Source organism: Microbacterium sp. P2_F9, assembly GCF_056403635.1.
Window position 1 is genome coordinate 1 of record NZ_JBFUFC010000018.1, and the last position, 20,986, is coordinate 20,986.

The following is a 20,986-nucleotide window of genomic DNA, read 5'->3' on the forward strand; positions in this document are numbered from 1 at the left end:
ACGCACTGCTGCTCGACCGGGTCGAGCGATCCGTCACCCGCGGGCCGTTCCGCCCGTTCCCACGCTCGTCCACCGCGATCGCAGGCAAGGGAACGTTCTCCGTCTTGCCGAAGCCGCCGTGGTTCGTGACCTCCCGCACCGGCGCAGCAGTCAGCGAGGGGTTCACCCGATTCCGGATGACCGGAAACTGGGCGAAGCTCATGGTCACCCTCACGCAGGCGTTCCGGGCATGAGCCCGCGGTGAGCCGCCCCGACGCCCTCACCGCCGATTACGTCATCGTCGGAGCGGGCTCGGCCGGTGCCGCACTGGCGGCGCGGCTGAGCGAGGATCCGGCGACGACCGTTCTGCTTCTGGAAGCGGGCGGGCCCGACAAGGCGCTCGAGCTGCACGTCCCGGCCGCGTTCTCGAAGCTCTTCCGCGGGCCGTACGACTGGAACTACGACACGGTCCCCCAGCCGGCGCTCGAGGATCGCACGATCTTCTGGCCGCGCGGCAAGACTCTCGGCGGGTCGTCGTCGCTCAACGCCATGATGTGGGTGCGCGGCTTCGCGGCCGACTACGACGAGTGGGCGGATGCCGCAGGCCCGGCCTGGTCGTGGGATTCGCTGCTCCCCTACTTCCAGCGCGTCGAGCGCACCGAAGACCCGGTCGATGAGACCCAGGGTGCTGACGGCGCGCTGTCGATCGAGCACCAGCGCGACCCCCGACCGCACACGGCGGTCTTCCTCGAGGCGGTGCGGGAAGCGGGGCTCCCGGTGACCGACCCCAACCTTGCGGAGGGTCAGGGCTTCTCGCAGACGATGGTCTCGCAGCACCGCGGAGGCCGCGCCTCGACCGCGGATGCATACCTGCGGCCGGCGGCGAAGCGGCGCAACCTCCGCGTGGTCACGGGAGCACTGGTGCGCCGCGTCACGTTCGGCGCCTCGACAGTCTCGGCGACCGACGGCGGAGCCGCGCCCCGGGCGACCGGGGTCTATGTCGAGATCGACGGCGTCACGCGCCAGGCGCTCGCCCATCGGGAGGTCATCCTCTGCGGTGGCGCGGTGAACACCCCGCAGCTGCTCATGCTGTCGGGCATCGGACCGGCCGAGCATCTCGCTGAGCACGGCATCCCGCTCCTCGTCGACAGTCCCGAGGTCGGCCGCAACCTGCAGGACCACCTCGTCGCCGGGCTCGCTCCGGCCGCCAAGGGCGGCACGCTGTATGGCGCGGAGCAGGTCGGCCAGCTCGCGCGCTACCTGACCGCGCGCCGTGGGATGCTCACCTCGAATGTCGCCGAGGCGTACGGCTTCGTGCGCACCGCGGTGGCCGATCGCGCCGGGATGCCGGCGAAGCTGCCGGACATCGAGATCATCTTCGCCGCGGCCCCCTACGTCGATGAGGGACTGGTGCCGGTGCCGGGCGAAGGCCTCACCGTCGGCGCCATCCTCATCCGGCCGCGCAGCCGCGGCACGATCCGGCTCGCCTCCGGCGACCCCGCGGCGAAGGCGGTGATCGACCCGGGCTACCTCACCGATGCGGACGGGATCGACGAGCAGACCCTGCTCGCCGGCCTCGCCGAGTGCGAGCGCCTGATCGACACCGAGGCCCTCCGCGGAGTGCTGACGGGTGGCTGGATCCGCCCAGAGGGCGGCGAGCGCATGACGCCGGAAGAGCGTGCCGAGCTCTCGCTCCGCCGCCATTCGCACACTCTTTACCACCCGGTCGGCACGGCGCGGATGGGGACGGATGCCGCCTCCGTCGTCGACGCCGACCTGCGGGTGCGCGGAGTCGACGGGCTGCGCGTGGCCGACGCATCCGTCATGCCCAACATCATCCGCGGGCACACCAACGCGCCCGCGATCGTCATCGGCGAGGTTGCCGCGGATCGGATCAATGCGAGCGAAGCCCGCGTTGATGCGATCCGGGGCAAGGTTGAGTAGGCCGCCGAAGGCGCCCGTATCGAAACCCCGCGGATCGGATCAGATTCCCGCAGGAGCGCTGATCCGAGCCGCGGGCGCCGCTAGTGCGTGAAGCTCGGCCGCTGACCCTCGACCGGCATCGGCGACTCGAGCAGGTTGAGGTAGGCGACCTCGCTGCGGATGTCGGCGAGCAGCTTGTCGGACATGTCGATGCTGAGGTCTTCGCGCACGACGATCCGCTGCACGATGATCTGCTGGAGATCCTCCGGCATCGGATAGGCCGGAACGAGCCAGCCCCGCATGCGCAGGCGATCGCTCAGGTGGTACAGGTTCCAGTTCTGCGTGTAGCCCTGCTTGAGCGTCCACGCGAAAACCGGAATGTCCGTCCCGTCGCTGAGCAGGGTGAACGGGCCCATCTTCGCGATCTCGGATGAGATGTGCACTGCGACATCCTGCGATCCCTGCTGGACCGCCGTATAGCCGGCGACGCCGAGGCGGAGGAACAGGTAGTACTGCAGGAGCACCTGCGCACCGGGCCGCGAGAAGTTGAGCGCGAGCGTCGGCATGTCGCCGCCGAGGTAGCTCACCCGGAAGATGAGGTCCTCCGGGAGCCACTTCTTCTCGCGCCAGACGACCCACCCGAGTCCGGGGTACACCCCGCCGTACTTGTGTCCCGACGTGGAGATGGAGTGCACGCGCTCGAGCCGGAAGTCCCATTCCAGATCGGGCTGCAGGAAGGGGGCGACCATCGCCCCGGAGGCTCCGTCGACATGGATCGGGATGTCGAACCCCGTCGTCGCCTGGATCTCATCCAGCTTCGCGGCGATCTGAGCGACCGGCTCGTAGGCGCCGGTGTAGGTGACGCCCATGATCGCGACCACGCCGATCGTGTTCTCGTCGATGTACTTCTCCAGCTCGAACCCGTCGAGCACCGGGTGCTCCTCGCTGACGGGGACGAGCCGCATCTCGACGTCCCAGTAGTTGCAGAACTTCTCCCAGCACACCTGGACTGCCGAGCTCATGATGAGGTTCGGCTTCTCGGTCGAGGCGCCCTCGGCGCGGCGCCGATGCTGCCAGAGCCGCTTGAAGGCGAGCCCGCCGAGCATGCACGCCTCGCTGGAGCCGGTCGTCGACGTGCCGATCGCGCCCTCCGCGGTCGGGACGCTCCACAGGTTGGCGAGGATCCGCCAGCATCGGTCTTCGACAGCCGCCGTGGACGGATACTCGTCCTTGTCGATCATGTTCTTGTCGTACGTCTCCTGGTAGAGACGGTTGGCATACTCGTCCATCCACGTCGTGACGAAAGTCGCGAGGTTCAGACGGGCGTTCCCGTCGAGCATCGTCTCGTCGTGGACGATCTGGTAGGCGGTCTGCGGGAGAAGCTCGTCGGGGCCCAGGCGCTCATGAGCCGACGCGCTGCCGCGGACCGGTCGATCGAAGACAGGGGTCAGTTCGGTGTCCATGGGCTCATCCTGGCGGATGAGGCCATTACTCCGCAGGGTGCTCTTGGTGAACAGCCGGATCGGCCGGGGAAGACGCGAACCGGTCGGTCGCCGCGCGCAGCGCAGCGGCGATGCCCGGCTCGGACGCCGAGTGCGCGGCATCCGCGATCATGACGAGCTCGGCCTCCGGCCAGGCCCGATGCAGCTCCCAGGCCGTCATCGGGGGCGTGCATACGTCGTAGCGGCCTTGGACGATGACGGCGGGGATGTCGCGGATGGCGTCCACGCCCGCGATCAGCTGCCCCTCGTCGAACCAGCCGCCGTGCAGGAAGTAGTGGTTCTCGATGCGGGCGAACGCGGTCGCCGCCGCCGGCTCCGTCATCGACGCGACCAGGTCGGGATCGGGCAGCAGCGTGAGCGTCGACGCCTCCCACCTCGTCCAGGCGAGCCCTGCCTGCCCGTGGATCGCGGGATCGGGGTCGGCGAGGCGCCGCGCGTACGCCTCGATCAGGTGCGACCGCTCGAGCACTGGAATCGGAGCGAGGAAGTCCTCCCAGAGGTCGGGGAAGATCACCGAGGCTCCGCCCTCGTAGAACCACTCGAGTTCGAAGCGACGGAGCGTGAAGATGCCGCGCAGCACGATCTCACTGACCCCCTCGGGGTGAGCCTGCGCGTAGGCGAGCGCCAGCGCGCTCCCCCACGATCCGCCGAACACCTGCCAGCGATCGATTCCGAAGTTGCGGCGGAGCAGCTCCATGTCGCCGACCAGGTGCCAGGTCGTGTTGTGGCGGAGGTCGGCGTCCGGCTCGCTCGCGTGCGGCGTGGAGCGCCCGCACCCGCGCTGATCGAAGAGGATGATCCGATACCGCTCCGGGTCGAAGAACCGCCGGTGCCAGGGCGAGGTGCCCGCGCCGGGTCCGCCGTGCAGGAAGATGACCGGCTTGCCGTCGGGGTTGCCGCTCTGCTCCCAGTAGACGCGGTTGCCGTCGCCCACGAAGAGCTCGCCGGTCTCATAGGGTTCGATCGGCGGATAGAGGATGTCGTCGAGGTGCGCCGGTGGACTCACAGCTCATTTCCTTGCACACCGAAAGTGTCGCAGGCTCCGGGGCCCCCCTGATACCCCGCCATGAACCAGCGCTGCCGCTGCTCGCTCGATCCATGGGTCCACGCCTCCGGGTTGACTGGGGCACCGGACTCGCGCTGGATGTGGTCGTCGCCGACGGCGGCGGCGGCATCCAGCGCATCGCGCACCTGCGCTTCGGTCGGCGCCTGAAGGAACGGGACCCCGCTCTCATCCTTCTGCTCCCCGGCGTGGGCCACCCAGGCTCCCGCGAAGCAGTCGGCCTGCAGCTCGGTGCGCACGCTGTTGCTGTCTTCGCCGGTGCCGTTGTCGGGATGGTCCTGCATGATCCCGGTGATGTTCTGCACGTGGTGTCCGTACTCGTGGGCGAGCACGTAGAGCTGGGCGAGCGGCCCGGCGGACGCATCGAACCGCTCGCGCAGCAGCGCGAAGAAGGTCGGATCGACGTACACGGTCTCCTCGGGCGGGCAGTAGAACGGACCGGTCGCGTTGGAGGCCGTGCCGCAGCCGGTCGCGGCCTCGACGTCGACGATGATCAGCTGCGGCTTGCGGTAGCCGTCGACGGCGGTCGCCCAGTACTGGTCGATGTTGAGGGACGCGGCAGCGAGCCGACAGTCGTCGCGCGCGTTCGCGTCGGACCCCAACTCGCAGTTCTGGACCTCCTCATCCTGTGCGGAGCCGCCGCCGGCGGCTCCGCCGCCGAGCAGTCCCGAGAAGTCGCCMCCGGTGAGCAGATTGAGCAGGAGGACCGCGATCACGCCGAGTCCGGCGGCACCGCCGCCGATCGCGACGCCGCGGCCACGTCGCCGCGCGGTATTGCCCCCGACCTTTGCGTTGTCGTTGAACGTCATGGCTTCACGGTACCGCGGGGGATTCACCAACCCCCGAAAACGCCCGACCCCTTGCGCAATCGACCGGAATAGGCTCTCGTCATGGCGACCACACCGAAAACCGTGACCATCACCGGCGCGGGAGGGCAGATCGGGTACGCCCTGATGTTCCGGATCGCCGCCGGCGAAATGCTCGGGCGGGACCGCCCGGTGCGGCTCAGGCTGCTGGAGATCCCACAGGGAATGCGCGCCGCCGAGGGCGCGATCCTCGAGCTGCAGGACTGCGCGTTCCCGCTGCTGGCCGGCGTCGACGTGTTCGACGATCCGAATGCCGCCTTCGAAGGGTGCGGGGTCGCTCTCCTGGTCGGATCACGCCCCCGCGGACCTGGGATGGAGCGCGCCGACCTTCTCGCGGCGAACGCCGGCATCTTCGCACCGCAGGGAGCTGCGATCAACGCGCATGCGGCTGACGACGTGCGGATCCTCGCGGTGGGCAACCCCGCCAACACGAACGCGCTCATCGCCGCGGCATCCGCCCCCGACGTGCCGGCCGAGCGATTCACCGCGCTCACCCGACTCGACCACAACCGGGCGATCGGGCAGCTGGCGGCCGCTCTCGACGCTCACCCGGACGACCTGCGCGGGGTCGCGATCTGGGGGAACCATTCCGCGACGCAGTTCCCGGATGTCTCGCACGCGACAGTCTCGGGCGTCCCGGTCATCGACGCGCTCGCTGCGAAGCTCGGCGGCACCGCTGCTGCCGTGACCTGGCTCGACGACGTGTTCATCCCGCGCGTCGCCCGCCGAGGGGCGGAGATCATCGAGGTGCGCGGGTCGTCGTCGGTCGCCTCAGCGGCCAACGCGGCGATCGCGCATGTGCGCGACGAGCAGAGGGGGACGGATGCCTCGACCTCGGCCGCCGTGGTCTCCCACGGCGAGTACGGGGTTCCGGAGGGGTTGGTGTGCTCGTTCCCGGTGACGTCGGACGGCTCCGGCTACCGCATCGTGGAGGGACTCGGCCTGGACGACCGCTCCCGTGCGCGGTTCGACGCCTCGATCGCCGAGCTCGTGGCGGAACGCGACGCCGTGCGCGACCTCGGACTGCTGTCGTAGATGGAGTACCTGGTCATCGCGATCCTCGGGGTCGTCGTCGTCGCGCTCGCTACGGCGGTCGCACCGCGGGCGAAGATCGCCGGCCCGCTGCTGCTGGTCGCGGTCGGGATCGTGGTCAGCCTGTTCCCGTTCGTGCCGCCGATCGAGGTCGACCCCGAGCTCATCCTCGTCGGCGTCCTGCCACCGCTGCTCTACTCCGCGGCCGTCTCGCTTCCGGCGATCGAATTCCGTCGCGACTTCGGCCCGATCGCAGGGCTGTCAGTGCTGCTCGTGCTGTTCAGCTCGGTCGCCCTGGCATTCTTCTTCAACGCCCTGATCCCCGGTCTGGGCATCTACTACGCTCTCGCACTCGGGGCGATCCTGAGTCCCACCGACGCGGTGGCCACCTCGATCGTGAAGCGTCTCGGCGTTTCGCGGCGGGTCGTGACGATGCTCGAGGGCGAGAGCCTGCTCAACGACGCGACGTCCCTGGTGATCCTTCGCGTGGCCGTCGCCATCGCGATCACGGGGAACGCGCCCGAGGGCGGCATCCTCGGAACCTTCGTCTGGGGCATCCTCGTGGCGATCGTGATCGGCGCCCTGGTCGGCTGGCTGAATCTGCGCCTGCGCGCGCTCGTGCACAACCCCGCAGCCAATACGGCCCTCGGCTTCGTCGTCCCGTTCATCGCGTATCTGCCGACCGAGCGGCTCGGCGGCTCGGGACTCGTCGCGGCGGTGGTGGCCGGCATCGTGACCGGCCAGGGCGCCGCCCGGTGGTTCACTCCGGAGCAGCGGATGTCGGACGCGCTGAACTGGCGCACGATCGAGCTCCTGCTCGAGGGCGCGGTCTTCCTCCTGATGGGCCTCGAGCTCAAAGAGCTGCTGCGCCAGAACATCGAGGACGATCAGGGTCTCGGGCATGCCATCTGGCTCGCCGTCGCCGCCTTCGCCATCATCATGCTCGTGCGCGCGGCCTACGTCTCCTTCCTGGTCTGGCTGCAGAGCAGGCGCGCCCGGCACCGGGATCGCGCGCGTCTGGAATCGTTCAGTGAGCGCATCGAATCGATCGCCGCGGAGCCGCCCGATCCGGACGCCCCCCGCCGTGGGCGGGCGGCGCGAGAGCTCCCCCCGCCGCAGCCGGAGCAGCGTGAACGGTGGCTGTCGATCATGCGCTCACGGGCCACGCGGGCCCTCGCCGACATCGACTACTACCAGGGATCGCCGCTGGGCTGGAAGCACGGGACGATCATCGTCTGGGCGGGCATGCGTGGTGTCGTCACGCTCGCGGCCGCCCAGACGCTCCCTTCGGATGCACCGGAGCGCCCGCTCCTCGTGTTCGTCGCGTTCCTCGTCGCGGTTGGCAGCCTCATGGTGCAGGGACTGACCCTCCCGTGGGTGGTGCGACGGCTCGGAATCGACGACACGGCTGCGGACGAAGTCAGCCGCAGCGAGCAGACCCGCCTCGACGAGGAGCTGCGGGAGGCCGCGGCGTCCGCCCTCCTCGGCGACTCCCTCACCAAGCGCGACGGCACCGCGTTCGCACCTGAGCTGATCGAACGCATCGGCGCGCGCATGGCCGAGCCGCCGGACGAGGACATGAGCGCGATCATGCAGGACACGCTCGAACTGCGGCTCGCGATGATCGAGACGCAGCGGCGGCGCCTCACCGAGCTGTCGTCCGGTGGCGCGTACAGCACCGCGGTGCTCCGCCGGGCGCTCGCCGAGCTCGACGCGGATCAGCTCAGCCTCGAGCTGCGGCTCGGGGACGACGACTGACGGCTGCCGCGTTCACGCCGTCTGCGCCGCGGTGCACAATGGACTCGGAGGTGCGGACATGGCGGATGCCACGAATACGACGGATTCCACACACGTGCACGCCGAAGCGCCCCCGCTGGGTGCGTCCCACGCCGCGATCGAGTGCCCCGAATGCTTCACCGAGATGCAGCGCGACCGGGACTGGTGGCTCGCCCGCCCCGCAGGTGCGCGTCTGGTCGGGCTGGTCGTCTCTCGCGACGACATGCCGTCGGTGACCGTTCAGCGTGATGAGCTCACCCGATTCGGCGTGCCGATCGGAGGGTTCCGCCACCCGGCGCCCGAGACGCTCGAGTCCTGGGAGGAGCGCCTGGTGCGCCTGTTCGGGCGGCTCACCCACGGCGATGTGCTCGTCGTCACCGACGTGCACGCGCTCGGCCGCAACACCGACGAGGAGACCCGCACCGTGGCCGAACTCAGTCGGCGCGGTGTCGTGGTGAAGGTGCTGCGCCATGGCGCGCGCCACCTGAAGGACGTCCCGCGCTGACGGCGGCGCGGTCCTGAGCGAGTCTCAGCGCACGTCATTCCGGGGCGTTGTCGGCAGGTCCCCCGTGATCGAAGGGCGTGGTGATCTCCCGATAGGCCAAGTGCGTCACCATCCCGAGGGCCGCGTGCTCCAGGTTGTGGCAGTGATCCATCCAGATCCCCGGGTTATCGGCATACAGCGCCACCACCCAGACCTCGCCGGGCCCGACGTCGAAGGTGTCGAGCCAGAGCGGCTGCGCGGGCGCGCGACCGTTCACCGACAGCACCCGCACGGCGTGCCCATGGGGATGCATCGGGTGAGTCTCGAACGTCCTGTTGACGAGTCGCACGCGAACCGTGTCCCCCGTGTCCACGATGGTGGGCTCGATGTACGGATACACCCGGCCGTCCACCGTGTACGCGTCGGCAACGCCGTGCTGGGGCGCACGCGCGACGGTCAGATCGGGCCACCCGACGAAACGGAAGCGTACGGTCGCGCGCTGGCCGAGCCCGATGGTGCCGAAGCGCTCTCACTTTGGGTGGACGGCGCACTTCCCGTCTACGAGCGCACGTCCGCGATCGGTGATGCGGGTCGATCCGCGTACGCGTCGGATCCGTACCTCGCCGACTGGTGGGTGCGGAGCGAGGCGCTGCGACTCGACGGCTGTGTCCGCATGGTGCAGGCGCTCGCCGATCATGGCACGCTGCGAGCCGGACTGAGCGTGAAGGAGGGCGCCGACATCCTCGCCACCACTCTGTCGCCGCAGTCGTACCTGGCCTTCACGGTGGATCGCGGCTGGACGGTCGATCACCTCGGGGCCTGGCTGAAGGATGCCCTCCCGCGGCTCCTCGTCGCCGACCGCGGATAGCCCGCCGACGAGACGAAGCGCGGTCCGTTCAGGCGGTCGCGCGCCAGCATCCCGCGACGTGGTCGTCGACCATGCCGGCCGACTGCATGAGCGCGTACATCGTGGTGGGTCCGACGAACCGGAAGCCGCGCTTCCGCAGCGCCTTCGATGCGGCGTTCGACTCCGCCGTGGTCGCCGGGATCTCCGCGAAGCCAGCCGGTCGGGGCCGTTGCGCGGCGGGCGCGAACGACCAGAGGAGCTCGTCGAGTTCACCTCGCGCCATCGTCGTCACGAGCCGCGCGTTCGAGATCGTCGCCTCGATCTTGGCGCGATTGCGCACGATCCCGGCATCCGCCATCAGCCGGTCGATGTCCGACTGATCGAAGACCGCCACCGCCTCGGGCTCGAACCCCGCGAACGCCTCACGGAATCTCGGGCGCTTGCGCAGGATGGTGATCCACGAGAGCCCCGCCTGAAACCCCTCGAGGCTCAGCTTCTCGAACAGCGCCCGATCGCCGTGCAGCGGGGTGCCCCACTCCTCGTCGTGGTAGCGCCGGTACTCTGCGTCGTCGCCGACCCACGCGCAGCGGGGGATGGCGTCCGGACCGAGGCGGATGTCGGGGCTCACCCGGTCAGCCTAGGCCGGGTGAGCCCGCTCGCCGGCTACTTGTGCTTGAGCGACTTCTCCGAGACGGGGCCCTCGCCGGAGGCGAGGAGCGCCGCATGGTAGCCCGCAGCCTCGGCCTGGCGAACCTGCTCGGCACCCGATGCGATGGGCGCCCGCACGTGCTCGGGCTCGAAGCCGAACGCGTCGACGAGATCCTGCGCGTGCGGGCGAAGCCGCGCGCAGAGGCGGTCGATATAGGCGGAGACGGCGGTGGCGCGCTTCACCGAGAGGCGCCCATTGATCAGGTACCAGGCGAGGTGGCGCTCGATGAGCGTGAGGCCGAAGAGGTCGCGCAGCCAGGTCAGCACCTGCTTGGTGCCGGCGTGCTCCATCGCGTTGACGGCGTCGGTGAGCGCCTCCCACTGCAGCAGCTCGCCGTGTGCCCGGGCGGCCTCGATCAGCTCGGACTGGTTGGCGTTGAACAGCGCCGCCGCCTCGTCACGCGGGAGCTTGGATGCCGGGCGCAGCCGTCCCGCGATGTCCGCGATCATCTGTTGCACGCGGCCGGAGAGCAGCTCATGCTGGTGGTCGGCGCGCAGGCCGAGTTCGACCGAACGGGCGGTCGAGCCGAAGTCGGCGACCGACTGCCCGAACTGGCGCAGACCGGCACCGTGGAACACCTTGCCGGCGGTCTGGCCGAGCGCGATGCGGGCGAGCGCCGCGGCATCCTTGCCCTTGAACTGCTTGGCGTAGTCGGAGAGGAGGCGCTTGCCGACGAGCTGCAGCAGCACGTTGTTGTCGCCCTCGAACGTGACGTACACGTCGAGGTCGTGGTGCAGCCCGACCAGGCGGTTCTCGGCGAGGAAGCCCGCGCCGCCGCAGGCCTCGCGGCACTCCTGGATGGTGTCCAGGGCGTTCCAGGTCGACAGGGGCTTCAGCGCCGCGGCGAGCGTCTCGAGGTCTTCGCGCTCCTCCGGCGTATCCTTCCTGCCGCTGAAGACGCCGTCGAACTTGCGCAGCAGCTCGTCGTTGGCGAAGAACTGGGCGTAGTTCTGGGCGAGCAGGGGCAGCAGGCGACGCTGGTGCTTGCCGTAGTCGAGCAGCACGACCTCGTCGGTGCCGGAGCCGGAGTCGAACTGGCGACGCTGGTTCGCGTACGTGAGCGCGATGCAGAGGGCGACTGCGGTGCCGGTGGTGGCGGCGCCGTCGAGCGAGACGCGGCCCTGGACGAGCGCGCCGAGCATCGTGAAGAACCGCCGCCCGGGGCTGGCGATGTCGCTCGAGTACGTGCCATCGGCCGCGACGTCGCCGTAGCGGTTGAGGAGGTTCTCGCGCGGGATGCGCACGTGGTCGAAATGCAGCCTCCCGTTGTCGATGCCGTTCAGACCGCCCTTGACGCCGTCGTCCTCGCCGCCGATGCCGGGGAGGAACTCTCCGTCGTCGTCACGCAACGGGACGAAGAAGCAGTGCACGCCGTAATTGACGTCGCCGGTGATGAGCTGGGCGAACACGGTCGCGGCCTTGCCGTGCAGCGCCGCGTTGCCGAGGTAGTCCTTCCACGCGCCGCGGAACGGCGTGTGGATGATGAATTCCTCGCTGTCCGGGTCGTAGGTCGCCGTCGTGCCGATGGCCGCGACATCCGATCCGTGTCCCGTCTCGGTCATCGCGAACGCACCGGGGATCGAGACGTCCATGATGCCGCGCAGCCACTGGTCGTGGTGCTTCTTCGTGCCAAGCTGGTAGACGGCTGAGCCGAACAGTCCCCACTGCACGCCGGACTTGATCTGCAGGCTGGGATCGGCCAGCACGAGCTCCATGAAGCCTGCGAGGTTCGCACCGCTGTCGCCCAGCCCGCCGTACTCCTCGGGGAACCCGCGGCGGGATCCGCCCGCCTCGGCGAGCGCGTGCAGTTGGGCCAGCACCCGCTCGCGGTGCTCGACCATCGGCATGCCGTCGACGCGCCAGAACGCGGGGTCCTTGATGACGGCCCGCGCTTCGCGGCGGGTCTCTGCCCACGTCCCCATCAGGGCGTCGTTCACCTGAGCGACGTCGATGCGGGCTTCGGATGCCTCGGCCGCGGTGTGCGGTGCGGTCGGGGCTCCGCCGGCGGGCGTTCGCCTATTCGTGGCGGGTTTCTTCGGACGGACGGCGGCGTCGGTCATGGATTCACCTTTCGGGTGAAGAACAGGGAGGAGGTCATCATTGACGGTAGGAGTTCGACAAMATCGCGCCAAACCCATTGCCGAAACCTCACAAGAGCGGCGGGGTACGGCGGTTGGGGCTGTTGTGCGATCCCGACAGCGCCGACTCCGCCACGGCTGGACTGGCGTGGGGCGGCGACGCTCGGCACGATGGAAGCAGAGCCGCGAAGGGCAGGCGATGACGGTCGAATTGGTGCGGTGGGGCGTGGACGACCTGCCCGTGCTGCAACGCGCGAACACGTGGGAGATGACGCGCTATTTCGGCGGGCCTGAGTCCGACGAAGCGCTCGCGCAACAGCACTCGGACTACCTCGCCGGGTGGGAGACCGGCCAGATGCGCATGTTCCGCGTCGATGTCGACGGCACGCCCGCGGGGTACGCCGGGTGGTGGGAGGAAGTGCACGACGGGATGCCGGTGTACGAGGTCGGCTGCTCCATCCATCCAGACTGGCAGGGCCGCGGCATCGCCTTGACGGCGCTTCGCGAGACGCTCCGCCTTGTCGCGGTGCTCGGCGATCGACCCTTGGTCGTCGGCTATGCGCACGTCGACAACGCCCCGTCGAACGCTCTGTGCGCGCGGGCTGGGTTCGACCTCGTGGGCACCGCGGCGTTCCCCCCCGAGGGCGATGTGCCGGGGATGTCGGTGAACGTCTGGATGATCGACGTCACCGGGGGCGGGTGACCTCGACGCGCTGCCGCACCGGCTTCGGGTGGCACGCGCGCGGTCGTTCCCGCTGCGGTAGCTGGCGCTACGACGCGTTCTCGACCGAGGCCTCGAGGTCAGCGTCGCTCGGGGGCGCCGCGGGCAGGCTCGCCTCGATGGCCGCGATGACCCGGGGGTCGTCGGGCACCGTCTGCGGGCGGAAGCGGTGGACCTCACCCGAGGGGCTCACCAGGAACTTCTCGAAGTTCCACGTGACGCGGCCCGCTTTGCCATCGGCATCCGGAGTCTTCTTCAGCTCCGTGTAGAGGGGGTGCTCCTTGCGGCCGTTGACGCGTACCCGGTCAAGCACCGGGAACGAGATGCCGTAGGTCAGCGAGCAGTACTCCTTGATGGCCTCGTTGCTGCCGAGCTCCTGCAGGAACTGGTTGCTCGGAAAGCCGAGGACCTGCAAGCCGCGATCGCCGTACTCGCGCTGCAGCCGCTCGAGCGTCTCGTACTGCGGGGCGAGGCCGCAGCGGGACGCGACGTTCACGATCAGGACGGCCTTGCCGTCATAGTCAGCGAGCGTCTGCTCCTCGCCCTCCATCGTGTGGAACGGGATGTCGCTGATGGTCATAGAGTCTCCAACTCGAGATCGGGTGCGGGAATTCCTAGAAGAGTCCGACGATTCGGCCCTGCTCATCGACGTCGATCGTGTTCGCGGCGGGTGCCTGAGGAAGTCCCGGCATGGTCATGATGTCACCGCAGATCATGACGACGAAACGGGCACCGGCGGCGAGGCGCACCTCCCGGATGTCGACGTCATGCCCCGACGGCGCGCCGCGCAGTTTCGGGTCGGTCGAGAAGGAGTACTGGGTCTTCGCCACGCACACCGGATAGTCGCCGTACCCCTCGTCCTGCAGGCGCCGGATCTGGGCGCGCACCGCGGTCGAGGCGGTGATGTCGGATGCCCCGTAGATGCGGGTGGCGATCGCGCGCATCTTCTGCCACAGCCCGTCGCTGTCGGGGTAGGTGAAGCGGAGTTCGGATGCCTCGCCGCAGAGCCGCACGACCTCGCGGGCCAACTCCTCGGCGCCTGAGCCGCCTTCGGCGAAGTGCCGCGCCACCACCGCCCGACCCCCGGCACGCTCGACCGCGTCGACGAGAGCCTGGACCTCGGCATCCGTGTCTTCGGCACGATGGTTGATCGCCACCACCGACGGCAGGCCCCAGGTCTCGCGCACGGTGGTGAGGTGCCGGACGAGGTTGGCGGTGCCACGCTCGAGCGCCGCCACGTCCTCGTGCGGGAGGCCCTCGACCTCCACTCCGCCGTGGTACTTCATCGCCCGCACGGTCGCGACGATCACCGCAGCCGACGGGCGCAGCCCTGAGGTGCGACAGAGGATGTCGATGAACTTCTCCGCGCCGAGGTCGGCGCCGAACCCGGCCTCGGTCACCACGTAGTCGGCGAGACGGAGCGCCGACTGAGTCGCGATCGCGGAGTTGCACCCGTGCGCGATGTTGGCGAACGGGCCGCCGTGCACGAAGGCGGGCGTGTGCTCGAGGGTCTGCACGAGGTTCGGTGCGAGGGCGTCGCGCAGCACCGCGGTCATGGCGCCGTGCGCCTGCAGGTCGCGGGCGAGCACCGCCTTTCGGTCGCGAGTGTGCCCGATGACGATGTCGCCGAGGCGCTCATTGAGATCGGCGACGCTCGTCGCGAGACAGAAGATCGCCATCACCTCGCTCGCCACGACGATGTCGAAGCCGGATTCACGCGGATAGCCGTTGTTCGGACCGCCGAGTCCCACGACGACGTCGCGCAGCGCGCGGTCGTTCACGTCGAGCACCCGCCGCCACGTGATCCGCCGCACATCGATGCCGAGCGCATTGCCGTGGTGGATGTGGTTGTCGATCAGCGCGGCGAGCAGGTTCGTGGCCACCGAGATCGCCGCGAAGTCACCGGTGAAGTGGAGGTTGATGTCTTCCATGGGGACGACCTGGGCGTAGCCGCCGCCCGCCGCACCGCCCTTCATCCCGAACACGGGTCCGAGGGCAGGCTCGCGCAGGCAGATCATGGCGCGCTCGCCGATGCGCGTGAGTGCGTCGCCCAGCCCCACGGTGGTCGTGGTCTTGCCCTCGCCGGCCGGCGTCGGCGAGACCGCAGTGACGAGGACGAGCTTGCCGCGAGGCGTGTCTTCGAGCCCTCGCAGGAAGTCGAGCGAGACCTTGGCCTTGAACCGCCCGTAGGGCTCCAGGCTCGGCTCGGGAATGCCGAGCGCCTCCGCCACCTGGGTGATGGGCCGCATGGTCGCGGCCTGGGCGATCTCGATGTTGCTGAGCGGCACTGGTTCCCCGTTCGTCGGCGTCGACGCTCGCCAGCCTACGGCGACGGATGCCGCGGCTCCGGGTTTGCCGCGGCTCAGTCCCGGATGCCGGTCAGGCCGCTGCCGCGATGACCGCGAGCACGGCCTCGCCGTACGCTTCGCGCTTCTTGTCGCCGATGCCGGTGATCCCGTGCAGATCCGCGAGGGACGCGGGTCGGTGCTCGGCGAGCGCGCGCAGCGTCGCATCACCGAAGACGATGTAGGCGGGCATCCCCTGCTCTTTCGCGACCCGCGCACGCCATTCGCGGAGCGATTCGAAGAGGGGCCGCGCCGCGGCATCGAGGGCATCGGATGCCGAGGCCTTGCGTGCGCGAGGGGATGCGCCGGCTCTGCCGAGCACGTCGCGACGGAGCGGCACCGGGGCCTCACCGCGCAGCACGGGCATGGCGGCATCGCCGAGGGCGAGCGTGCCATAGTCGCCCTGCGACACGAGGATCTGCTGCGCCAGGAGCTGCCGGACGACGCTGCGCCAATCCTGATCGGTGAGGTCGGCACCGAGGCCGTAGGTCGACAGCTTGTCGTGCCCCTGCTGGCGGATGCGGTCTGTCGACGCGCCGCGCAGGATGTCGACGAGATGGCCCGCGCCGAACGCCTGACCGCGCTCCCGCTGGAGCCGCACGATCGTCGACAGGAGCTTCTGCGCGGGGACGAGTCCGTCCCACGTCTCGGGCGACTCGAGGCACGTGTCGCAGTTGCCGCAGGGGCCGGATGCCTCGCCGAAGTAGCCGAGCAGGTTCTGGCGGCGGCATCCGACCGTCTCGCACAGCGCCAGCATCGCGTCGAGGTGCTGACCGAGGCGGGTCTTGTACGACCGCTCGCCCGGCGACTGGTCGATCATGCGGCGCTGCTGCACGACGTCGCCGAGGCCGTAGGCCATCCAGGCGACGGCGGGCTCACCGTCGCGGCCGGCACGGCCGGTCTCCTGGTAATAGCCCTCGACGGACTTGGGCAGGTCGATGTGGGCGACGAAGCGCACGTCGGGCTTGTCGATGCCCATGCCGAAGGCGATCGTCGCGACCATCACCACGCCGTCGTCGCGGAGGAAGCGGGACTGGTTGGCTGCCCGGACGGATGCGTCGAGCCCGGCGTGGTATGGCAGCGCATCGATCCCCTGCGTGCGCAGGTAGTCGGCGGTCTGCTCGACGCTCTTGCGACTCAGTGCGTAGACGATGCCGGCAGCCCGCTCGGGCTGGGCCCGGATGAACGCGAGCAGCTGCTTGCGCGGTTCGACTTTCGGGTCGATGCGGTACTGGATGTTCGGCCGGTCGAAGCTCGCGACGAAGTGCTGGGCATCGGTCAGCCGGAGGCGCTCGGTGATCTCGCGGTGCGTCGCGTCGGTGGCGGTCGCGGTGAGGGCGACGCGGGGCACGCCGGGGAACTGCTCGCCGAGGTCGCCCAGGGTGAGGTAGTCGGGGCGGAAGTCGTGGCCCCACTGCGAGACGCAGTGCGCCTCGTCGATCGCGATGACGCTCAGCGCGCCGCGCTGCAGCAGGGCGCGCGTCGACGCGTTCGAGAGCCGCTCCGGGGCGACGTAGATGAGGTCAAGCTCGCCCGCGAGGTACGCGCGCTCCACCGCCGCGCGCTGCGGGGCGGACTGGGTGGAGTTGAGGTAGGCGGCGCGGACGCCGTTCACGACGAGCGCGTCGACCTGGTCGTGCATGAGCGCGATGAGCGGGCTGACGACGAGGCCCGTCCCCTCGCGGACGAGAGCGGGGATCTGATAGATCAGGCTCTTGCCGCCGCCGGTCGGCATGAGCACGACCGCGTCGCCGCCGGCGACGACCTGGTCGATCGCGGCCGCCTGGTTGCCGCGGAACGCCTCGAAGCCGAAGACGGTGTGCAGGGCCGCAAGCGGTGTCGGGAACCGAGACGGGGTGGCCCTGCAGGTGAGCGGCGCAGCGGCGACCGCGCTCGGCACGCGTGCGACCGGGCCGCTGAACCTGCCGTCGAACGCGTCGTCGGGCGGCGGCATCCAGCCGTCTTCCGGCGGAGCCCAGGACTCATCGGCTGGCGGCGCCCAGGCATCAGTCGGCGGGGTGAGGTCGGCCCGATCCCAGTCGATGTCGGCGTAGGGGTCGGCGTTGCTCACCCGCCCCAGCGTAGCTGGGCGCGCCGACACGGCCGGGCTAGAGCCGGACGACCTCGGTGACCCGCACGACCGCGGTGCCGTTCTCCTCCGAGGCGGCGAGGTCGACCTCGCCGCGGATGCGCCAATCGTGGTTGCCCTCAGGATCGTCGATCGTCTGCTCGACTTTCCAGACACCGGATGCCGCGGCATCCGTCTCATCGATGGTCACGAGTCGCGGCGAGCGCGCGGGCCCGCCCGCCAGCAGCTCCTCGTGCTCGTCGAAGTACGAATCGAGGGCCGCCGACCAGTCCACGTCGGGGTCGAGGGCGGCGAGCTCATCGTCCTTCTGCAGCGCCGCGAGCTGCACCCGCCGGAACATTTCGTTGCGCACGAGCACGAGGAACGCGCGGCGATTCGTCAGCACCGACGGCGGGGCCGGCGGCACGACCGGCGCGGAGGGATCCGCGACCGGGTTGATGAGGCTCTCCMACTCGTCGACGAGGCTCGAGTCGACCTGGCGGACGAGTTCGCCCAGCCACGCGACGAGATCGAGGAGGTCGGGAGTCTGCGCCTCGACCGGGACGGTCTGGCGGATCGCCCGGTAGGCGTCGCTGAGATAGCGCAGTACGAGGCCCTCGCTGCGGGCGAGCTGGTACAGCGAGATCAGCTCGCCGAACGCCAGGGCACGCTCGAACATGTCGCGCACCACCGACTTGGGCGACAGTTCGAAGTCGCGCACCCACGGCTGGCTTGACGCGAACACCTCGAAGGACTGCGCGAGCAGCTCGTCGAGGGGCTTGGGATATGTGATCTCCTCGAGCAGCTCCATGCGCTGCTCGTACTCGATCCCGTCGCGCTTCATCGCCGCCACGGCCTCGCCGCGGGCGAGGAACTGCTGCTGCGACAGCACCGGACGCGGGTCGTCGAGCGTGGCCTCGATGATGCTCACGACATCGAGGGCGTAGTGTCCGGTGCCGGCTGACCCGGTGGCCACCTCGACGCGGCCGAGCTCGGTCTCCGGGTCGAGCAGGCCGATGGCGGCGAGCGCGAAGGGCGACAGGGGCTGGTTGAGCGCGAAGTTCGGCTGCAGCTCGACGGTGAGACGGATGCCGCCGCCCTCGTCGTCGTGAACCACCACCTGTGCCGCGACGAGGGTGCGGAAGATGCCGAGCGCGCGGCGGGCGAGCTCGTACTGGCGCGCCTTCGGCTCGTGGTTGTCGAAGACGAGCGACCGGACGTTCGAGAACACATCGCCGCCACGGGCAATCACATTGATCAGCATTGCGGCGGTCAGCTGCAGCTGCGGCACGAGGGGTTCCGGCTCCGCCTCGACGAGCCGCTCGAACGACGCCTCACCCCAGTTGACGAACCCCTGCGGCGCCTTCTTGCGCACGATCTTGCGGATCTTCTTCGGGTCGTCGCCCGCCTTGGCGATCGACGCCGCGTTCTCGATCTCGTGGTCGGGCGCCATCACCACGACGGTTCCGGCGGTGTCGAAGCCCGCACGCCCGGCCCGGCCGGCGACCTGGTGGAACTCGCGGGCGCTGAGCTGCCGCATCCGCTGTCCGTCGTACTTCGCCAGGGCCGTGATCATCACTGTGCGGATCGGCACATTTATGCCGACGCCCAGGGYGTCCGTGCCACAGATGACGCGCAGCAGACCCCGCTGAGCGAGCGTCTCGACGAGCCGGCGGTAGCGCGGGAGCATGCCGGCGTGGTGCACGCCGATCCCGGCGCGGACGTAGCGCGACAGCATCCGTCCGAATGCGGTCGTGAAGCGGAAGCCGCCGATCGCCTCGGCGATGGCGTCGCGCTGCTCGCGACTGACGATCCGGATCGAGGACAGCGCCTGGGCGCGCTCCATGGCGGCCGCTTGCGAGAAGTGCACGATGTACACCGGCGCCTGCCCGGTCAGCAGCAGGTCCTCGACCGTCTCGTGGACCGGCGTGCGGGCGTAGGAGAAGTGCAGGGGCACGGGACGTTCGACCCCGGTGATGCGCGCGGTCGGGCGGCCGGTGCGGCGCGAGAGGTCGTCGGCGATCGTGGTGACGTCGCCGAGCGTCGCCGACATGAGGATGAACTGCGCGCGCGGCAGCAGGAGGAGCGGCACCTGCCACGCCCACCCCCGGTCCGGATCGCCGTAGTAGTGGAACTCGTCCATGACGACCTGGTCGGCCGCGGTGTCCGCTCCCTTGCGCAGCGCGAGGTTCGCGAGGATCTCGGCGGTGCAGCAGATGATCGGCGCGTCGGGGTTGACCGAGGAGTCGCCCGTCACCATGCCGACGTTCGCGGCGCCGAAGATGTCGACGAGCGCGAAGAACTTCTCGCTCACGAGCGCCTTGATCGGCGCCGTGTAATACGTGCGACCGCCGCGGGCGAGGCACGCCGCGTGCGCGGCCACCGCGACGAGCGATTTGCCCGTGCCGGTGGGCGTCGACAGCACGACGTTCGCCCCCGACACGATCTCGATGATCGCCTCGTCTTGAGCGGGGTAGAGGGTGAGTCCCTGTTCGGACGCCCACTCGACGAACCCGAGGTACGCGGTGTCGGCGTCGGCGCCGACGGGCACGTGCTCGAGCAGCGTGTGGGGCATCACATGAGTCTGCCAGGCCGGGTGGCGAGACCCGGCCTGGCAGAGAAGATGGGGCCGGAGGGGTGAGCGGATGCCGCGCCCCGCCGGCAGGATCGGTCGAGCGCGGGTCTACCCGGGAAGCGTCGCCGCGATGGTGGCGGCGATGGCCTGCTGGCCGGCCGCGTTCGGGTGGAACCCGCGATCCTTGGGCTGACCGTTGACGAGCCCGCTGACCCAGCGGTCGCTGCTGTCGCACAGGCCGTGGGTCGCGAAGGCGGCGGTCAGGTCTACGTATTCGATGCGGTTATCCACCGTGCCGGTGGCGTCGTGGTACGCGCGCAGGTATGTCCACATGCCTGCGTAGACCGCGGCGTTGAGACCCGTCACCCCGAGGTCGTCCAGCATGTCCGCCTGGGCCCGCTCGAACTTCATYGGCGTGCCCGGCCCTGCCGCGCCGATGCTGCACTTTCCGTTGAATGCTCCGAAGAGGTACGGGTAGCCGGTCACCCTGATCAGCGCGGTCGGGGCGGCCGCCCGGACGACCCCAATCGCGGTGGCGAGGCCGGCCGGGATTCCCGCGGCGGGGCCTGCCGGGTTTCCGAGCAGACCCATCGCGCCCTGGCACTGCTCGAGCGAGCCCAGGTTGCTGCAGGCGCCCAGAACGAGGATCCAAGGGAGGTCATTCACGCCTGCCGTGATCGTCACCAGCTGCGTCGCCCAGCCGAGTTTGCCCTGCTGCGCGAGCGCCGAGGCCTGCGCGGCGATCTGTGTCGTGTTGTTGCCCGAGCACGCGGCCGACTCCACGGTGCCGCCCATCAGGCCGGCGAGCACCGTCGGGTACGCCTTCTTCGACCGCAGGCACGAGGCGTCGTAGTACGGCATGAGGCCATTGCCGGAGGCGACCGAGTCGCCGATGGCCACATACGGCACGCCGGGTGGAAGGACCGACGCTGAGGCGGGCGCGGCGCCGACGAGCGCCGTGACGCTCAGAGCCGTGACCGTGAGGATGGTGGTGAGCAGACGTCGTCGCATGATTTCC

Annotated in this window: 17 protein-coding genes and 1 pseudogene; 7 read left to right on the top strand and 11 right to left on the bottom strand. The window is 69.8% G+C overall.

The window, feature by feature from the left end:
- Together AC1DVT_RS03445 and AC1DVT_RS03450 are read left to right on the top strand one after the other, a co-directional pair.
- Positions 1-233: pseudogene (locus tag AC1DVT_RS03445) on the top strand (aldehyde dehydrogenase family protein); the annotation flags it as partial.
- 7 nt (positions 234-240) lie between these two features.
- Positions 241-1,923 (top strand): GMC family oxidoreductase, encoded by a 1,683-nt coding sequence (locus AC1DVT_RS03450; protein WP_477386537.1) that lies wholly within the window; start codon positions 241-243, stop codon positions 1,921-1,923.
- 80 nt (positions 1,924-2,003) lie between these two features.
- Here AC1DVT_RS03450 and gad read toward each other — a convergent pair whose 3' ends face one another.
- From gad to ypfJ, 3 genes are read right to left on the bottom strand one after another with little or no spacing between them, the layout of a single operon-like run.
- The gene (gene gad, locus AC1DVT_RS03455; protein ID WP_477386539.1) at positions 2,004-3,365 is read right to left on the bottom strand and encodes a glutamate decarboxylase; all 1,362 of its coding nucleotides are present in this window, start codon (positions 3,363-3,365) and stop codon (positions 2,004-2,006) included.
- 25 nt (positions 3,366-3,390) lie between these two features.
- A complete protein-coding gene (gene pip / locus AC1DVT_RS03460; RefSeq protein ID WP_477386541.1) occupies positions 3,391-4,410 on the bottom strand; it encodes a prolyl aminopeptidase in 1,020 nt (339 codons plus the stop codon).
- Positions 4,407-5,276: a KPN_02809 family neutral zinc metallopeptidase gene (gene ypfJ / locus AC1DVT_RS03465; protein ID WP_457099952.1), complete on the bottom strand. Its 870-nt coding sequence runs from the start codon at positions 5,274-5,276 to the stop codon at positions 4,407-4,409. Before ypfJ ends, pip begins: the two co-directional genes overlap by 4 nt.
- 81 nt (positions 5,277-5,357) lie before the next feature.
- Here ypfJ and AC1DVT_RS03470 point away from each other — a divergent pair, with 81 nt between their 5' ends.
- Genes AC1DVT_RS03470 through AC1DVT_RS03480 form a run of 3 tightly spaced genes read left to right on the top strand, consistent with a single transcriptional unit; the run spans position 5,358 to position 8,646 of the window.
- Positions 5,358-6,368 carry a malate dehydrogenase gene (locus AC1DVT_RS03470; RefSeq protein WP_457099951.1) on the top strand — a complete coding sequence of 337 codons (1,011 nt, stop codon included), beginning with the start codon at positions 5,358-5,360 and terminating at the stop codon, positions 6,366-6,368.
- Positions 6,369-8,123: a cation:proton antiporter gene (locus AC1DVT_RS03475; RefSeq protein ID WP_477386543.1), complete on the top strand. Its 1,755-nt coding sequence runs from the start codon at positions 6,369-6,371 to the stop codon at positions 8,121-8,123.
- Between the two features lie 58 nt (positions 8,124-8,181).
- Positions 8,182-8,646: a recombinase family protein gene (locus AC1DVT_RS03480; protein ID WP_477386545.1), complete on the top strand. Its 465-nt coding sequence runs from the start codon at positions 8,182-8,184 to the stop codon at positions 8,644-8,646.
- Positions 8,647-8,680: 34 nt separating this feature from the next.
- Here AC1DVT_RS03480 and AC1DVT_RS03485 read toward each other — a convergent pair whose 3' ends face one another.
- A complete protein-coding gene (locus tag AC1DVT_RS03485) occupies positions 8,681-9,037 on the bottom strand; it encodes a multicopper oxidase domain-containing protein (RefSeq protein WP_477386547.1) in 357 nt (118 codons plus the stop codon).
- A gap of 21 nt (positions 9,038-9,058) precedes the next feature.
- On the opposite strand from AC1DVT_RS03485, the gene AC1DVT_RS03490 reads away from it, so the two are divergent.
- The gene (locus AC1DVT_RS03490; RefSeq protein ID WP_477386549.1) at positions 9,059-9,493 is read left to right on the top strand and encodes a hypothetical protein; all 435 of its coding nucleotides are present in this window, start codon (positions 9,059-9,061) and stop codon (positions 9,491-9,493) included.
- 28 nt (positions 9,494-9,521) lie between these two features.
- Here the strand turns inward: AC1DVT_RS03490 and AC1DVT_RS03495 are convergent, their stop codons facing one another.
- Together AC1DVT_RS03495 and AC1DVT_RS03500 are read right to left on the bottom strand one after the other, a co-directional pair.
- Positions 9,522-10,100, bottom strand: coding sequence for a DNA-3-methyladenine glycosylase I (locus tag AC1DVT_RS03495; RefSeq protein WP_477386551.1), 579 nt, complete (start codon positions 10,098-10,100; stop codon positions 9,522-9,524).
- 35 nt (positions 10,101-10,135) lie between these two features.
- On the bottom strand, positions 10,136-12,241 hold the full coding sequence (locus tag AC1DVT_RS03500) for an acyl-CoA dehydrogenase family protein (RefSeq protein WP_477386553.1): 2,106 nt from the start codon (positions 12,239-12,241) through the stop codon (positions 10,136-10,138).
- A 217-nt stretch (positions 12,242-12,458) separates the two neighbouring features.
- Here AC1DVT_RS03500 and AC1DVT_RS03505 point away from each other — a divergent pair, with 217 nt between their 5' ends.
- Positions 12,459-12,962 (top strand): GNAT family N-acetyltransferase, encoded by a 504-nt coding sequence (locus AC1DVT_RS03505; RefSeq protein ID WP_477386555.1) that lies wholly within the window; start codon positions 12,459-12,461, stop codon positions 12,960-12,962.
- Positions 12,963-13,029: 67 nt separating this feature from the next.
- Here AC1DVT_RS03505 and AC1DVT_RS03510 read toward each other — a convergent pair whose 3' ends face one another.
- The 5 genes from AC1DVT_RS03510 to AC1DVT_RS03530 all read right to left on the bottom strand — a co-directional run bounded on the left by AC1DVT_RS03510 (position 13,030) and on the right by AC1DVT_RS03530 (position 20,979).
- Positions 13,030-13,560: a glutathione peroxidase gene (locus AC1DVT_RS03510; protein WP_477386557.1), complete on the bottom strand. Its 531-nt coding sequence runs from the start codon at positions 13,558-13,560 to the stop codon at positions 13,030-13,032.
- A 34-nt stretch (positions 13,561-13,594) separates the two neighbouring features.
- Entirely contained in the window at positions 13,595-15,268 is a 1,674-nt protein-coding gene (locus AC1DVT_RS03515; RefSeq protein ID WP_477386559.1) for a formate--tetrahydrofolate ligase, read from the bottom strand.
- Between the two features lie 91 nt (positions 15,269-15,359).
- Positions 15,360-17,396 carry a DNA helicase RecQ gene (gene recQ / locus AC1DVT_RS03520; protein WP_477386561.1) on the bottom strand — a complete coding sequence of 679 codons (2,037 nt, stop codon included), beginning with the start codon at positions 17,394-17,396 and terminating at the stop codon, positions 15,360-15,362.
- A 37-nt stretch (positions 17,397-17,433) separates the two neighbouring features.
- Positions 17,434-19,968, bottom strand: coding sequence for a DEAD/DEAH box helicase (locus tag AC1DVT_RS03525; protein ID WP_477386563.1), 2,535 nt, complete (start codon positions 19,966-19,968; stop codon positions 17,434-17,436).
- A 108-nt stretch (positions 19,969-20,076) separates the two neighbouring features.
- Complete coding sequence (locus AC1DVT_RS03530; protein WP_477386565.1) at positions 20,077-20,979, bottom strand: SGNH/GDSL hydrolase family protein; 903 nt, start codon at positions 20,977-20,979, stop codon at positions 20,077-20,079.
- Positions 20,980-20,986 lie beyond the last annotated feature (7 nt).